17 protein-coding genes are annotated in these 15,291 nt (G+C 64.3%); 10 read left to right on the top strand and 7 right to left on the bottom strand.

Features of this window, described 5'->3' with window-relative positions:
- Positions 1-126: 126 nt before the first annotated feature.
- A complete protein-coding gene (locus RF638_RS04755) occupies positions 127-759 on the top strand; it encodes an O-methyltransferase (protein ID WP_095797449.1) in 633 nt (210 codons plus the stop codon).
- A gap of 171 nt (positions 760-930) precedes the next feature.
- Here the strand turns inward: RF638_RS04755 and RF638_RS04750 are convergent, their stop codons facing one another.
- From RF638_RS04750 to RF638_RS04740, 3 genes are all read right to left on the bottom strand, one after another.
- Complete coding sequence (locus RF638_RS04750; protein ID WP_016997557.1) at positions 931-1,098, bottom strand: DUF3117 domain-containing protein; 168 nt, start codon at positions 1,096-1,098, stop codon at positions 931-933.
- A gap of 99 nt (positions 1,099-1,197) precedes the next feature.
- Positions 1,198-2,463, bottom strand: a complete 1,266-nt coding sequence (locus tag RF638_RS04745) for a hypothetical protein (protein ID WP_254049321.1) — start codon at positions 2,461-2,463, stop codon at positions 1,198-1,200.
- Positions 2,460-3,242 (bottom strand): TIGR00730 family Rossman fold protein, encoded by a 783-nt coding sequence (locus RF638_RS04740; protein WP_095797451.1) that lies wholly within the window; start codon positions 3,240-3,242, stop codon positions 2,460-2,462. The genes RF638_RS04745 and RF638_RS04740 overlap by 4 nt, the downstream gene beginning before the upstream one ends.
- Positions 3,243-3,371: 129 nt before the next feature.
- On the opposite strand from RF638_RS04740, the gene RF638_RS04735 reads away from it, so the two are divergent.
- The 4 genes from RF638_RS04735 to RF638_RS04720 all read left to right on the top strand — a co-directional run bounded on the left by RF638_RS04735 (position 3,372) and on the right by RF638_RS04720 (position 6,696).
- Positions 3,372-4,169: an amino acid ABC transporter ATP-binding protein gene (locus tag RF638_RS04735; protein WP_095797452.1), complete on the top strand. Its 798-nt coding sequence runs from the start codon at positions 3,372-3,374 to the stop codon at positions 4,167-4,169.
- 72 nt (positions 4,170-4,241) lie between these two features.
- Positions 4,242-5,072, top strand: a complete 831-nt coding sequence (locus RF638_RS04730) for a glutamate ABC transporter substrate-binding protein (RefSeq protein WP_095797453.1) — start codon at positions 4,242-4,244, stop codon at positions 5,070-5,072.
- A gap of 77 nt (positions 5,073-5,149) precedes the next feature.
- A complete protein-coding gene (locus tag RF638_RS04725; protein WP_259913423.1) occupies positions 5,150-5,836 on the top strand; it encodes an amino acid ABC transporter permease in 687 nt (228 codons plus the stop codon).
- Entirely contained in the window at positions 5,833-6,696 is an 864-nt protein-coding gene (locus RF638_RS04720; RefSeq protein ID WP_238663053.1) for an amino acid ABC transporter permease, read from the top strand. Before RF638_RS04725 ends, RF638_RS04720 begins: the two co-directional genes overlap by 4 nt.
- Before the next feature lie 117 nt (positions 6,697-6,813).
- Here RF638_RS04720 and dapE read toward each other — a convergent pair whose 3' ends face one another.
- On the bottom strand, positions 6,814-7,920 hold the full coding sequence (gene dapE, locus RF638_RS04715; protein WP_259913429.1) for a succinyl-diaminopimelate desuccinylase: 1,107 nt from the start codon (positions 7,918-7,920) through the stop codon (positions 6,814-6,816).
- 58 nt (positions 7,921-7,978) lie between these two features.
- On the opposite strand from dapE, the gene dapD reads away from it, so the two are divergent.
- From dapD to RF638_RS04690, 5 genes are all read left to right on the top strand, one after another.
- Positions 7,979-8,950 carry a 2,3,4,5-tetrahydropyridine-2,6-dicarboxylate N-succinyltransferase gene (dapD, locus tag RF638_RS04710; protein ID WP_095797456.1) on the top strand — a complete coding sequence of 324 codons (972 nt, stop codon included), beginning with the start codon at positions 7,979-7,981 and terminating at the stop codon, positions 8,948-8,950.
- 98 nt (positions 8,951-9,048) lie between these two features.
- Positions 9,049-10,011, top strand: coding sequence for a hypothetical protein (locus RF638_RS04705; RefSeq protein ID WP_259913432.1), 963 nt, complete (start codon positions 9,049-9,051; stop codon positions 10,009-10,011).
- A gap of 19 nt (positions 10,012-10,030) precedes the next feature.
- Positions 10,031-11,047, top strand: coding sequence for a UDP-glucose 4-epimerase GalE (galE, locus tag RF638_RS04700; RefSeq protein ID WP_095797458.1), 1,017 nt, complete (start codon positions 10,031-10,033; stop codon positions 11,045-11,047).
- A 43-nt stretch (positions 11,048-11,090) separates the two neighbouring features.
- The gene (locus RF638_RS04695; protein ID WP_129699979.1) at positions 11,091-11,648 is read left to right on the top strand and encodes a dihydrofolate reductase family protein; all 558 of its coding nucleotides are present in this window, start codon (positions 11,091-11,093) and stop codon (positions 11,646-11,648) included.
- A gap of 39 nt (positions 11,649-11,687) precedes the next feature.
- On the top strand, positions 11,688-11,969 hold the full coding sequence (locus RF638_RS04690; RefSeq protein ID WP_143469950.1) for a hypothetical protein: 282 nt from the start codon (positions 11,688-11,690) through the stop codon (positions 11,967-11,969).
- 371 nt (positions 11,970-12,340) lie between these two features.
- On the opposite strand, the gene RF638_RS04685 is transcribed toward RF638_RS04690, so the two are convergent.
- The 3 genes from RF638_RS04685 to fdxA all read right to left on the bottom strand — a co-directional run bounded on the left by RF638_RS04685 (position 12,341) and on the right by fdxA (position 15,288).
- On the bottom strand, positions 12,341-13,642 hold the full coding sequence (locus RF638_RS04685) for a citrate synthase (protein WP_095797461.1): 1,302 nt from the start codon (positions 13,640-13,642) through the stop codon (positions 12,341-12,343).
- A gap of 174 nt (positions 13,643-13,816) precedes the next feature.
- On the bottom strand, positions 13,817-14,962 hold the full coding sequence (gene dapC / locus RF638_RS04680; RefSeq protein ID WP_129699983.1) for a succinyldiaminopimelate transaminase: 1,146 nt from the start codon (positions 14,960-14,962) through the stop codon (positions 13,817-13,819).
- A 2-nt stretch (positions 14,963-14,964) separates the two neighbouring features.
- Positions 14,965-15,288: a ferredoxin gene (fdxA, locus tag RF638_RS04675; protein ID WP_095797463.1), complete on the bottom strand. Its 324-nt coding sequence runs from the start codon at positions 15,286-15,288 to the stop codon at positions 14,965-14,967.
- Positions 15,289-15,291 lie beyond the last annotated feature (3 nt).

Raw genomic sequence — 15,291 nt, 5'->3', positions numbered from 1 at the left:
CACCCGTCGAGTCCCGGGTACGCGCGTGGCTCGGGGACCGCGATAAGCTGAACCATCATCACCCGCACGGGCAGGATTGTCGCGGATCGAGACCACAGGGAAGCAGCGAAGGGCACACTAACGTCCATGAGTACGGATAAGACCACTAGCTGGGCCTATTGCGAGGCTTACGCCACGGACGACGAAAGCGCGTACCGTGCCCGCGAGCGCTCCCTCGCCCTCCGACTCGACCCGGTCACCCCCGCGACCGCGGCGCTGCTCACGGTCCTGGCGGCGTCGTCCCGCCCGGCCACCGTGGTCGAGGTAGGAACGGGTGCCGGTGTCTCCGGCCTGTCGCTGTTGCGCGGTATGCCGTCAAATTCCGTGCTGACCACGATCGACACGGACATCCGTGCCTTGCGTGCCGCGCGTGATACCTTCCGCGAGGCCGGTTTCGAAACCAAACGGACCCGCACCATTTCCGGTGCGGCCTCGCTGGTGCTCCCGCGATTGACCGAGAACTCCTACGACATGGTGTTCCTGGACGCGGACCTCGCCAACACCGCCGAGTACGTGATCGAGGGTGCACGGCTGCTGCGCCGCGGCGGCATGTTGATCGTCAACGATGCTCTGCACCAAGACCGGGTGTCGCAACCGGCCCACCGCGACGAGGACACTGTGATCATGCGCGACGTGGTACGTACCCTGCGCGGCGAGGACCGTCTGGCGAGCACCCTGCTTCCCACCGGTACCGGCGTGCTGCTGGCCGTGCGCCGCTGATCGTCGGTCCCGGGCCTAACCCCTCAACGGGCCGGCATCTGCACCGCGCCACCGTTGAAACGGGCTTCGGCTGGACTCAGTTGACCCGCAGCGAACACCACATACCTCGAGGGTCCACACACGATGCGTGTGTGGACCCTCGAGGTATGTGGTGCGGTGTTGAACCGTCCGTTACTCGGTCACCTTGGCGAGGCACTCGCGAAGCTCCGTGGCTTCGTTGGCCTTCAGCTCCACCACCAGGCGCCCGCCACCTTCCAGGGGGACTCGCATGATGAGGCTGCGCCCCTCCTTGGTGACTTCCATCGGTCCGTCACCGGTTCTAGGCTTCATGGCCGCCATATATGAACTCCTCTTCGTGTGTACCTACGGATTCCATCTTATCGAACACTGACCGGCCGCCGTGACCAGCCCCACCTTCGGAGCCGCCGACCAGGGCCGTTACGGCGGGAAATCGCCGCCGCCGGGCAGCTGTTTCCAGTGCCACAGCCACCCCACCCACACGAACTGCAGGATGGCTCCGGTAATGATGAGCAGCGTTCGATACGCCTTGGAATCGGACACATGGACCAGCGGCCCGGCCAGCAGGGCCCACGGGAGCAACAGTCGGAACGTGGAGGACTGCGGATGAAGGACCAAAAGGAGGTATCCGCCGTACGCCGCGATCCACACCCGGGCGAAGAACGGCAGGGCCTCCTTCACCACGCGGGATCGCAGCATCAGAACTACCGCGGCGACCAGCACTACGGGGGCCAGAACCCCGGCGACCGGACCGAAGAGATTCACACCCCGGTCCACCCACGGCAGGATCGGGATCACCCGGTCGTCACCGCGCCAAGCCGTTTCCGTGTCGGTGTACGCGGTGAGCTCCCCCGTGACGGCCCACGCGATGGCGGGCCAGCTCAGGGCCGCGGCGCACGCGATGAGGGTCACCACGAGCCAGCGGTCCGCGCATCGGTACCACTTCCGTTCACGACGCCGCACACTCACCACGCTGCGCCACAGCCACCACACGCCCAGGGCTGCGGCGAAGGCCACTCCCGTGGGCCGGGTGAGTGCCATGAGTACGGTGAACACTCCGGCCGGTAGGGCCTTGTCTCGCAGCACCGACAGGATGGCCAGGCTCAAGAACAGCAGGTGCAACGCCTCCGAGTACGGCGTCTGAAGCACCGGCGCCACGGGGTTGAAGGCGAAGACTCCTACCGCCCACAGCGGCGCCTTGCCCACGTTGTTGGCCCAGCGCGATTCGCGGAGAGCCGGAACGCCGTCGAAAATTTTGTAGAGCACCAGGGCCGCCCCGAAGCCCGCGAGCAGCGAGATCGTGGCGGCCGTGAGTGCCCACCCGGTTCCCGTGACGGCATCGATGCCGCGGGCCAGGAAGGGCTGCACTGGATAAAAGGCCCACTGATTCTGCTCAGCGTGACCGAAGACATCGCGGGGAATCTGGGCAGGGTATCCCTCCGAGAAGATCCGGCGGTACCAGTCCGAATCCCAGATGTCCACGAACTGCAGATAGCCCATGGCACCCTGGCCCCAGGGCCCGGGCCCCTGCTGACGCCCCACGACCGTGAAGACGATCCAGCCCCACACCCTGGACAGTCCATAGACGAGTACCACCGCGAGCCACCATGGTGTGATCTCCCAGGCGCGTTGCAGCGAAGTTCCTATCCGAGATCGTTGCGCTGTGGCCACGGACGTAGTGCTCATGCGCCGGAACCGTTGGACGCCGCATGCGCCTCGATCAAGATGTTCACCGCCTGCTCCACGCTGTCCGTGACGTGGAAAAGTTCCAGATCATCGGGAGCGATCTTGAGGTCCCGGGTCACGATCTGCTCCAACCAGGCAACCAACGGCGACCAGAATGCCGTGCCCATGAGGATCACCGGGAAACGCGTGACCTTGCCCGTTTGCACCAGAGTGAGCGCTTCGAAGAGCTCGTCCATGGTGCCGAAACCACCCGGGAGCACCACGAACCCCTGCGTGTACTTCACGAACATGGTCTTCCGGGCGAAGAAATAGCGGAAGTTGATGCCCAGATCGACCCAGTCATTGAGCCGCTGCTCGTGGGGCAGCTCGATCCCGAGCCCGACCGATTGAGCGCCCACGTCCACCGCACCACGGTTGGCCGCCTCCATGACTCCCGGGCCTCCGCCGGTCACGACCGCGTAACCGGCGCGCCCGAGGGCCTGGCCGATCTCACGAGCAGTTCGGTATTCCGGGTGCTCCTGCGGTGTGCGTGCCGAACCGAAGACGGAGACCGCGGGACCCAGTGTTGCCAGGGCGTCGAACCCCTCCACGAACTCCGCTTGGATGCGCAGCACCCGCCACGGATCAGTACGCGTGAAATCGCCCGGAACTTCCGGGCGCTGATCCAAGAACCGCTGATCAGAGGTGCGTCGTGCCATTTCCGAACGGCGCAGCACCACGGGACCTTTGAACCGCTCGGGTGGAACCTGATCTGGACTGGAGTCAGAGGGAATGGTCATGGCTCCAGGCTACGGGGTGCCTGGGACACGCACAGGCGTGCACCGCGCCATCAAAATGAAACCGAACTTTAACATTCGGTCTTGTGTTGTAGACCACATTTGGTCAATCCGTGCACTACTTTTACTTGCATGTCACACTCAACCGCCTCCACCGACACCGATCCAGGCGCCGGGGCCGGAACGCGCACCGGAGAGCCCCTGGTCCGACTGTCACACGTGGACAAGCACTTCGGAGACCTTCACGTACTCAAAGACATCAACCTGGAAGTCTCCGCCGGCGAGGTGGTCATCGTCATCGGTCCCTCCGGTTCCGGGAAGTCCACCCTGTGCCGGGCCATCAACCGTTTGGAAGCCATTGACAGCGGTGAGATCACCGTGGATGGCAAAGTTCTACCCAAGGAAGGCCGCGCGCTCGCGAAACTCCGCGCTGACGTGGGCATGGTCTTCCAGTCCTTCAACCTGTTCGCACACAAGTCCGTGTTGCAGAACGTCACCCTTGGCCCCATGCGCGTGCGCGGAGCTAGCAAGAAAAAGGCCGAAGAACGGGCCATGGAACTGCTCAACCGGGTGGGAGTGGGAAATCAGGCGAACAAGCTGCCCGCCCAGCTCTCCGGTGGTCAGCAACAGCGTGTGGCCATTGCCCGGGCGCTGGCCATGGACCCCAAGGTCATGCTGTTCGATGAACCAACCTCAGCCCTGGACCCCGAGATGATCAACGAGGTCCTGGACACCATGGTTTCTCTGGCCAAGGCCGGCATGACCATGGTCGTGGTCACCCACGAGATGGGCTTCGCCCGCCGTGCGGCGGACCGCGTGGTGTTCATGGCGGACGGCGCAATCGTCGAAGAAAACACCCCGGAAGAGTTTTTCACCAATCCGCGCAGTGACCGTGCCAAGGACTTCCTCGGCAAGGTTCTGGGTCACTGATGCCTCAGCACCACTGATCACAGCGCACCTCACACTCTATTTAAGGAGCACCCCGTGAAGTACGGAAAATCAATGACCCTTGCGGCCCTGGCCGCAACCACAGCCCTGACCCTGACCGCGTGCGGTGGCAATGACGACGGCGGCGGTGGGGAATCATCTGGCGGCGACGGCGAGTCGGTCCGCATCGGCATCAAGTACGACCAGCCCGGCCTGGGTTTCAAGGACGGCGAGGAATACACCGGTTTCGACGTGGACGTAGCCAAGTACGTCGCCAAGGAACTGGGCTACTCCGAGGACCAGATCGAATGGGTTGAATCGCCGTCGGCCAATCGCGAGAACATGCTCTCCAACGACCAGGTCGACATGATTTTCGCGACCTATTCCATCACCGACAAGCGCAAGGAATCCGTGGCGTTCGCGGGGCCGTACTTCGTGGCCGGTCAGGACCTTTTGGTCAGCCAGGACAACACGGACATCAAGGGCCCCGAGGACCTCGAGGGTAAGAACCTCTGCTCGGTCACCGGCTCGACCTCCGCGCAGAAGATCAAGGACCAGTACGCCGGCACCGTGAACCTCGTGGAACAGGGTGGCTACGCGGACTGCGTGACCATTCTGGGCTCCGGGGGCGTGGACGCCGTCACCACCGATGACATCATCCTGGCAGGCCTGGCCGCCACGGACGCCAACTCCGGCAAGTTCAAGGTGGTGGGCAACCCGTTCACGGAAGAGAAGTACGGCGTGGGCCTGCCCAAGGACTCGGACAAGTGCCAGGCCATCAATGATGCGATCACCAAGATGGTTGAGGACGGCGCGTGGGAAGAAGCCGTCACCAAGAACACCGAGGGCGCTGACTACAAGTACAACGAGGATTTGAACCCGCCCACTCCCGATGCTTGCGCCTGATCGATTGACTGACCCGCACCCGGTGGGGATCCCAACAGATTCCTACGGAACCCCACCGGGTACAACGGGAGGAAAACGTGTCCGAATACCTCAGTGACTACGCTTCACTGTTATCCCAGTACGACGTGCTGGGTGCTTTTTGGGTCAATATCCAACTGACCTTCTGGGCCGCGATCGGCTCCATGGTGCTCGGCAGTGTCCTGGCGCTCATGCGCATCAGCCCGGCGGCCTCCATGCGTGCCGTGGGCGCCGCGTACGTGACCCTGATCCGCAATACTCCGCTGACCATCATCCTGGTGTTCCTGGTTCTGGGCGTGTGGTCGCAACTGACCATCAGTTTCACCGACGACTTCAACCAGAACTTCTTCATCTACGCCGTGATCGGCCTGAGCATCTATCACGCGGCGTTCGTGTGCGAGGCCATTCGATCCGGGGTCAACACCGTTCCCGCGGGGCAGGCGGAAGCGGCTCGGGCGATCGGCCTGAGCTTCCTACCGGCGGCCCGGTTGATCATCTTCCCGCAGGCTCTGCGCGGGGCCATCACACCGCTGGGTAACACCCTGATCGCGCTGACCAAGAACACCACGGTGGCCGCGGCGGCGTCCGTCACGGAGATTTCCGCGCTCATGAAAACCATGATCGAGTTCCGCCCGGACGTGATCATTGCGGTGTTCCTCACCGTGGCGTTGGGATTCGTGATCATCGTGATACCCGTGGGTCTGTTGACCACGTGGCTGTCGCAGAAATTGGCGGTGAAGCGATGAGCACGTCCGTACTCTTCGATGTTCAAGGTCCACGGGCCAAGCGCGTCACCATGATCCTCAATGTGGTGGCCGTGCTCGTGGTCGCAGTCCTGGTGTGGCTGGTGGTTCAGAAACTGGGAGAACAGGGTCAGCTGGATGCGGAGAAGTGGACTGCGTTGTTCACCGAACGCACCTGGAGCAACTTTTTCATTCCCGGCCTGCTCGACACCCTCAGGGCTGCGACCCTGGCCGTCGTGGGATCCGTCATTTTCGGTTTGATCTTCGGCCTGGGACGCCTCTCCAGTGTGTGGATCCTGCGTGCGGTGTCCACCGTGGTGGTTGAGTTCTTCCGCGCGGTACCCGTGCTGGTCATGATGATTTTCTTCTACCTGGGGCTGGCACGCACCGGGCTGATTCAGCCGTCGAACACACCGTTCTGGGCCGTGGTCATCGCGTTGATCCTCTACAACGGCTCGGTCATCGCGGAGCTCGTGCGCTCGGGTGTCTACCAATTGCCCAAGGGCCAGCGGGAAGCCGGTTTGGCCGTGGGACTCACACCATCCCAAGCGCTGCGAAGCATCCTGCTGCCCCAGGCACTCACGGCCATGTTGCCCTCGCTCGTCTCTCAGTTCGTGGTGATCCTCAAGGACACCGCCCTGGGTTACATCATCACCTACCCCGAGCTGCTCGCTTCCGCGCGCCGACTGGGTTCCGGTGACGGCAACATTCTGCAAACTCTGCTGCTGGCCGCAGTGGTGTTCATGATCATCAACTCGGCTCTGACGTTCCTCGCGGGGAGGCTCTCACGCTTGCTCAGCTACCGCACCTCCGGCAAGACCCGGCCCCTCCACGAGGCCGCGGCGGGTGACGAGACCGGCTGAGCCGGCCGAGCGTCGTCGTCGTCGAATCAAATGAGAACACCAGGAAATCAACGCAGCGAAAGGGCCTCGGAAGCCGAGAGCTTCCGAGGCCCTTTCGTCACTCATGCGGAAAAGTGACTAGGCCAGCCACTCCGCGAGCGCCCGGTAGCACTCGCGCACTGCGTCGTCGAAGACGTGCTCGTCATCCGTGTGAGCCAGCAGCGCGTCCCCGGGACCGAAATTCACGGCCGGCACCCCCGCCTCCGAGAACCGAGCAACATCCGTCCAGCCGTACTTGGGCATCGGTTCCTGACCCACGGCCGCGACGAACTGCGCCGCGGCGGGCCGATCGAGCCCGGGCCGGGCGGCCGGAGACAGATCCTGGAAGTCCAGCTCATAACCCTTGAAAACTTCGCGCACGTGGTCCTGCGCCTGCTGCAGAGTCTTGTCCGGGGCAAAACGGAAGTTGATGTCGACCCACGCGCTGTCCGGGATCACGTTGCCGGCCACTCCCCCGCCGATCCGGATCGCGTTGAGGCCCTCGCGGTAGTCCAAACCTTCCACGGTGATGGTTCGGGGCTCGTAGGCGGCCAACCGCGCAAGGACGTCGGCCTGCTTGTGGATCGCATTCTCTCCGATCCACGCGCGGCCCGAGTGCGCGGCCTTGCCGGCCGTGGTGATGCGGAAACGCATGGTGCCGTTGCAGCCGCCCTCCACCGTGCCATTTGTCGGTTCGAGCAGCACCGCGAAATCGGCCTCCAGTAACTCGGGACTGTTGCGCATGAGTCGGCCCAGTCCGCTGGCGTCGCTGGCGACTTCTTCATGGTCGTAAAAGACAAAGGTGATGTCCCGGTTGGGGTCGGTCAACGCGTTCGCGAGCGCGAGCTGGACCGCCACCCCGCCCTTCATGTCGGTGGTGCCTCGTCCGTAGATCACGTCTCGCTCGGATTCCCGACGCCGCACAGACGGCACCGTGCCCAGCGAGCCTTCCACGGTGGGCAGGGGCACGGTGTCCAGGTGGCCGGCCAGGACCACGCGCTCGTCACGGCCGAGATTGGTCCGGGCCACGATGGAGTCCCCGTCGCGGTGCACCTCGAGGTGCGGCAGCTGACGCAGGGCGGTTTCCACGGCGTCCGCGAGGGGGCCCTCATGATCGGACACCGATTCCACGTCCACGAGTGCCGCGGTGAGATCGGCCGGGTCCATAGTGAGGTCGAGTTCGATGGGTGTGGTGGTGGAGTCCATGCGAGCCAGCCTAGTCACCTTCGCGTCACACCGTGGCGGACATCCTAGGATGGTGTTCATGACTTCAACGAGCGAGAGCACCGAAACTTCCCGCACCGCATCCGGCGTAGGCCTGGCCACCGTGGTCGATTCCGGTCCCAAGGCCGGCACCGTCCTGGATGTCTTCTACCCGGCTCCCGCGCTGAGCCCCAACGCTGACACGTCCTTCGAGGCCGACCTGCGCGTGGCCGCGACCACCGATCCCGATCGCAACGTACGTTCCGAGATCGTCACCACCGTGATCGATCTCGACGCCGCCCCCGCCGACGCCGCGGACGCCTACCTTCGTTTGCACGTCCTGTCCCACCGCTTGGCCAAGCCCAACACCATCAACATGGACGGCGTGTTCGGCCAGTTGGCCAACGTGGCCTGGACCAGCCGCGGCCCCGTGCTCGCCGAGGAACTGACCACCGCGCTCGTGCGACTGCGCGCCGGTGGGCACGTGACCGTGTTCGGTGTGGACAAGTTCCCCCGCATGGTGGACTACGTGGTTCCCACCGGTGTGCGCATCGGTGACGCGGACCGTGTGCGCCTGGGTGCCTACCTGGGCGAGGGCACCACCGTAATGCACGAGGGCTTCGTGAACTTCAACGCGGGCACCCTGGGATCCGCAATGGTCGAGGGCCGCATTTCCGCAGGTGTCGTGGTCAACGACCACACCGACATCGGCGGCGGCGCCTCCATCATGGGCACCCTGTCCGGTGGCGGCAAGCAGCGCATCACCCTGGGCCAGCGCTGCCTCCTGGGTGCGAATGCGGGTGTGGGCATCTCCCTCGGCGATGACTGCGTGGTCGAAGCCGGCCTGTACGTCACCGCCGGTACCCGCGTAACCCTGCTGGAAGCCCGCGCCGATTCCCGCGTGGTCAAGGCCTCCGAGCTGTCCGGGATCTCCAACCTGCTCTTCCGCCGTAATTCGACCAACGGCGCGGTCGAGGCGCTGCCGCGCGAAGGTGGAGCCATTGAGCTCAACCCCGCCCTGCACGCCAACTAGGAACACCCACTGAAGCCGGTGAGCCCGCGGCACCTCCGAGCGAGGTGCCGCGGGCTCGGCGATACACTCGACTCTTCAGCTGCCTACTCCGGGGAATCATGTCTTCCACTTCGTCCGGTCGTCGCCGCCATGCCGCGCTTCACCTGATCCTGATCATCGTGCTGATCTGCGCCTTGATCGCGGCCGCCCTGTACGTGGGGTTCAACCTGATCGCCGGTAAACCCGCGGTCGGCGATCCCCGGTGCACGGTGGTCGCTGCGGACGGCACCAAACACACGTTCACCCCGGAACAAACCCTCAATGCCTCGATCGTCTCCGCCGAGGCGCTCGCGCGGGACCTGGACGACCGGGCCTCCGTGATTGCACTGGCCACCGCACAGCAAGAGTCGGAACTGGTCAACATCGACTACGGCGACCGCGATTCCGTGGGACTTTTCCAGCAGCGGCCCTCCCAGGGTTGGGGGACCGTCGAAGAAATCATGGATCCCCATTACTCCACGGTGGCCTTCTACAACCACCTGGTGCACGTGGACTACCACTCGATGTCCGTGACGCAGGCGGCCCAGGCCGTGCAGCAATCCGGTGTGCCGGACGGTTACGCCAAACACGAGGGCAGCGCCACCGCCCTCACGGACGCCTTCCACGGGACACAGCCCGCGCTGCTCAACTGCGTGCTGGACCCGGTGGAGAAGTCCCCCTCGACCTCGAATGGTGCCGCTTCCGCAGAGCAGCGCGCGGATTCGACGACCGTCGGATTGCAACGGGACTACGGCGACACGTTGGGTGAGGTGCGCGCAGAGGGTGAGAGCGCCGTCGTCGAACCCGAGAATTCCGAGGCCGGCTGGGCCGCCGCCCACTGGGCCGTGGCCAATGCCGAACGCTTGGGCATCACGCGCGTGAGTTACGAGGGGCAGACCTGGGACCGTGAGCACCAGACCTCCACGCGCTTCTCCCCGGTGCCCGGGTGGGAGTCCGCGGCTGAGTTGACCGACGAGGGCCAAGCTGCGCCGCCGTCCACACAAGTGGTGATCAGTACTGCAACAAGCCAGGATCCAGCCTGAACTGATTAAGCTGGTGCCCATGAAGATTCTCGTGACCGGGGGAACCGGCTATATCGGCTCGCACACTGTTCTGGCACTGCTTGAGGCAGGCCACGACGTGGTGGTGTTGGACAATCTCTCCAACTCGTCCAAGACGTCCCTGGAACGGGTCCAGGAACTGGCCGGCCGCGAGATCACCGCGTTCGAAGAGGTCGACTTACTGGACCGCGCCGGGCTCGACCGCGTGTTCGCTCGTCATCGCCCCCAGGCCGTCATCCACTTTGCGGGCCTCAAGGCCGTGGGCGAATCCAACGAGAAGCCGTTGTGGTACTACACGAACAATGTGTCCGGCACCGTGAACCTGCTGTGGGCCATGGATGAGAACGATTGCCGCTCCATCGTGTTCTCGTCCTCGGCCACCGTGTACGGCGCGCCCGAGACCATGCCGCTCACCGAGAAGCAGAACATGGACGCGCAGAACCCGTACGGGCGCACCAAGGAGCACATCGAGGACATGCTCGCGGACCTCGCCGCGTCCGACGACCGCTGGGCCGTGGCGCTGCTGCGCTACTTCAACCCGGTGGGTGCGCACGAATCCGGCCGGATCGGCGAGGATCCCTCGGGTATTCCCAACAACCTGATGCCGTTCGTGGCGCAGGTTGCCGTGGGCCGCCGCGAGAAGCTCATGGTCTTCGGCGATGACTACCCCACTCCGGACGGCACCGGCGTGCGCGATTACATCCACGTGGTGGACCTCGCGGACGGTCACCTCAAGGCGCTGGACCGCATTAGCCAGGACCCCGGAGTGCACGTCTGGAACCTGGGCACCGGCCGCGGTTACTCCGTGCTCGAGGTCCGCGACGCATTCCAGAAGGCATCGGGGCGCGACATCGCCTACGAGATCGCACCCCGCCGCGCCGGTGACGCCGCCGTGTCCTACGCCGACCCCTCCTCCGCTCTGGCCGAACTGGGCTGGTCCGCGGACCGCGACATGGACACCATGTGCCGCGATCACTGGAACTGGCAGAAGAACAACCCCAACGGTTACGACGGCTGACCCTTCCCGAATGCTCGCCCCGCCCCGGGCGTACCCTGGGGCCATGAGACCGCTCAGGTACTCCGTCAACGTCACGTTGGACGGCTGCGTAGATCATATGGCGGCCGTTCCTGACGAAGAACTTCACCGCCGTGCGGCGGAGACCCTTGCACGAGCGGACGCCCTCATTTTCGGCAGGGTGACCTATCAGATGATGGAAGAAGCATGGCGCCGCGACCCGGTCACGGGTACGTGGGGCGAGTGGATCGTGCCGTGGATGGAGCCGTTCGCGAAGACCATCGACTCGGCCAAGAAGTACGTGGTCTCAAGCACTCTGGACAGCCTCGACTGGAACTCCGAATTCCTGCGGGGTGATCCGGGCGAAGCCGTCCGCGCTCTCAAGGAGGAACCCGGCGAAGGGCTGTTCGTCGGTGGCGTGACATTACCGCTGGCGCTGGCTGATCTGGGATTGATCGACGAATACGAGTTGGTCGTCCACCCACGGGTGATCGGCCACGGCCCCACGCTGTTCGCAGGGTTGTCCAAACCCCTGGACCTCCGACTCGTTGACCGCGTCGAGTACAAGTCCGGCGCTGTCGCGATGCGCTACGAACCTTGTTAGTTTCTATTCGTACGCATAGGGCTATCAGGGAGAACAAACTTGTCTTTGGACAAACGCCAGGAGCTACAGGCTGAACTCGATGCGGTCAATGCCGAAATCCAGGAGCATCCGTTGAGTTCCGAGCGCGCCAAGGCCGCGAACGACCTCATGGACCGGCACGACGGCGACGACGAAGCCGCCATCGATCGCGATCTCGCCGCTCACGACCTCCCCTCTCGCAAGGAACTGGCAAAGATGGTCAGCCTGCGGATGTTCAGCTGGAGCCGCCTGCATCGTAAACAGGTGAAACTTGAGAAGAAGCTCGCTGATCTGAACGATTAGTCTCGTCGCGCTGCTCGCCGTGTCCCCTGGAATGCATGCCGCACTGTGCGCCGCTGGAACCCTCACGGACACCTCCTGCGCCCCAAGAACCCTTCTCCGCCCCTCCAAGGGTTCCAACGACACCTCAGGTGCGGCGCACGGCCCTAACGTCCCCTCACAAGCACACCGCCCCATGCGCCGCTGGAACCCTCACGGACACCTCCTGCGCCCCAAGAACCCTTCTCCGCCCCTCCAAGGGTTCCAACGACACCTCAGGTGCGGCGCACGGCCCTAACGTCCCCTCACACGCAGGCCGCAGCGCACCGCCGCACAGCAGAACACCCCGCCTCCGACCTGAGTCGGTGACGGGGTGTTCTACTGAAGCGTGGCGCTTAGTTGGAGGTCGGGTAGTGGCGCTCGCCCTCGCCCACGTAGAGCTGGCGCGGGCGGCCGATCTTGGTCTCCGGATCCTCGATCATCTCGCGCCACTGGGCGATCCAGCCCGGCAGGCGGCCGATGGCGAAGAGCACGGTGAACATCTTCTCGGGGAAGCCCATGGCCTTGTAGATCAGGCCGGTGTAGAAGTCGACGTTCGGGTACAGCTTGCGCTCCACGAAGTAGTCGTCCGCAAGGGCCTTCTCTTCCATGCTCATGGCAAGGTCAAGCATCTCGTTGTTGCCACCCAGCTTGGCCAGGACGTCGTGGGCGTAGCCCTTGATGATCTTGGCGCGCGGGTCGTAGTTCTTGTACACGCGGTGTCCGAAGCCCATGAGGCGGACGCCGTCTTCCTTGTTCTTGACCTTCTCCATGAACTCGTCTGCGGACAGGCCGCGGTTCTGGATCTGGTCAAGCATGTGCAGCACCGACTCGTTGGCGCCGCCGTGCAGCGGGCCGTAGAGGGCGTTGATGCCCGCGGAGACGGAAGCGAACATGTTGGCGTGCGAGGAGCCCACCAGGCGCACGGTGGAGGTGGAGCAGTTCTGCTCGTGGTCCGCGTGCAACATGAGCAGAATGTCCAGGGTCTTGGCGACCACCGGGTCCACCTCGTAGTCCTCGGCGGGCACGCCGAAGCACATGCGCAGGAAGTTCTCCGCGTAGTTGAGCTTGTTCTGGGGGTAGAGCTGCGGCTCACCCATGGACTTCTTGAACGCGTATGCGGCCAGGGTGGGGACCTTGGCGAGCAAGCGGATGGTGGAGATCTCCACCTGTTCCTTGTCGAACGGATCCAGGGAGTCCGAGTAGAACGTGGACAGCGCGGACACGGCCGAGGACAGCACGGGCATGGGGTGCGCGGAACGCGGGAAACCGTTGAAGAACATCTTGATGTCTTCGTGGACCATGGTGTGTGTGGTGATGCGGTGCTCGAAGTCCTCGTACTCTTCGCGCGTGGGCAGCTCACCGTAGATCAGGAGGTAGGCGGTCTCCACAAAGTTGGAGTGCTCCGCCAGTTCCTCGATCGGGTAACCGCGGTAACGAAGAATCCCGTTGTTGCCGTCGATGTAGGTGACCTGGGACCTGGTGTTGGCCGTATTCATGAAGCCCGGGTCGTAGGTCACGTTGCCGGTTTCCTTGAGCAACGAACCCAGACCGTAGCCCTGGTTGCCTTCGGTGACTTCCAGGACGGGCAGCTCCAATGCCTTGCCGTCCTGATAGTTCAGTTCAACCTTCTGGGCGTTCTTCTTGGCCTCTGCCATGGTGTTGTCCTCCACGGTTTGCTTGGGTGCCCCGCGAGCTGTTCGCGGTCCCGTTCACGGCAACAACTTCGTTTCCGTGACTGTCACGCACATAATGGGGCACAGTTTGATCATCATCTAACCTACCCCGTGGTGTGGCGTAGGTTCCACTCATTCGACATGCGATGAGTGTGGTTACACGGCCTCGCGCAGTCGTGCTACAGCGGCATCGATCCGCTCGTCACTGGCGGTCATGGACAGTCGCACGTAGCCGTTTCCGGCGTCCCCGTAGAACGTTCCGGGGCCCACCACGATGCCCAGTTCGGCAAAGCGACCCACAGTGTCCCAGGTGTCCTCCCCCGCGGTTCCCCACAGGTACAGACCGGCCTCGGAATGGTCGATGCGCAGCCCGAAAGCCTCCACGGCGGGCAACAACTTGGCGCGACGGTCACGGTAGAGCGCCTTCTGGGACGCCACGTGGGCGTCGTCGGCGAGAGCCACTCGCATGGCCTCCTGCACGGGATACGGCACGATCATGCCCGCGTGCTTGCGCGAATTGATCAGCGACGGCATCAGTTCGGGGTCACCGGCCAAGAACGCTGCACGGTAGCCCGCGAGGTTCGACTGCTTGGACAGCGAGTACGCGCTCAGCACGAGCGACAGGTCTCCCCCGGTCACGCGCTCGTCCAGCACGGACGGTACGGGTTCGCCGCCTTCGGCCACGTCCCAATCGCCCCAGCCCAGTTCGGCGTAGCACTCGTCCGAAACGACCAAGGCACCCTGCGCACGCGCCTGGTCCACGATCTTCTTCAGGCTCGCAGCGTCACGCACGATTCCGGTGGGGTTACCCGGCGAATTGACCCACACCATGCGCACACGAGAGCGAATCTCCGGCTCCAGGTCGTCCAGGTCATCGGCGGCCACGGCCTCGGCGCCGGCCAGCTGCGCCCCGATGTCATAGGTGGGGTACGCGACGGTCGGACGCGCGACGACGTCGCCCGGGCCCAGTCCCAGCAACAGCGGCAGCCACGCGACCAATTCCTTGGAACCCACGGTGGGCATCACGGCGGCCGGGTCCAGATGGGCGACGCCGCGGCGTCGGGAGTACCAGTCCACGATCGCCTCGCGCAGCGCGGGCGTTCCGTGCGTAGTGGGATAGCCGGGCGCGTCCGAGGCGGCCGCGAGCGCATCCTGGACCACGAGCGGCGTGGGATCCACGGGCGTGCCGATGGACAGGTCCACGGTGCCGCCCGGGTGCTCAGCCGCGCGCTGGCGATAGGGCGCGAGCGAGTTCCACGGGTAATCCGGCAGATCCAGACCGAAGGCGCGCTGCTGCGTCACGGTCAGTCCTGGTTCTGCGGGGGCAGCACGGCGATGATCGGGTGATCCTTACCGGTGTTGCCCAGCTTGGCGGCACCGCCCGGGGAACCCAGGTCATCGAAGAACTCCACGTTGGCCTTGTAGTACTCGGCCCATTCCTCCGGGGTGTCGTCCTCGTAGTAGATGGCTTCCACGGGGCACACCGGTTCGCACGCGCCGCAGTCCACGCACTCGTCCGGGTGGATGTACAGGGAGCGTTCTCCCTCGTAGATGCAGTCCACGGGACATTCTTCGACGCATGCCTTGTCCTTGACGTCCACACAAGGCTGAGCGATCACGTATGTCACGGT

Source organism: Kocuria sp. CPCC 205235 (assembly GCF_040980905.1).
Taxonomy (GTDB): Bacteria; Actinomycetota; Actinomycetes; order Actinomycetales; family Micrococcaceae; genus Kocuria; species Kocuria carniphila.
Note: the sequence above shows the minus strand (reverse complement) of the source record. Positions and strands in the feature narration are given on the sequence as shown.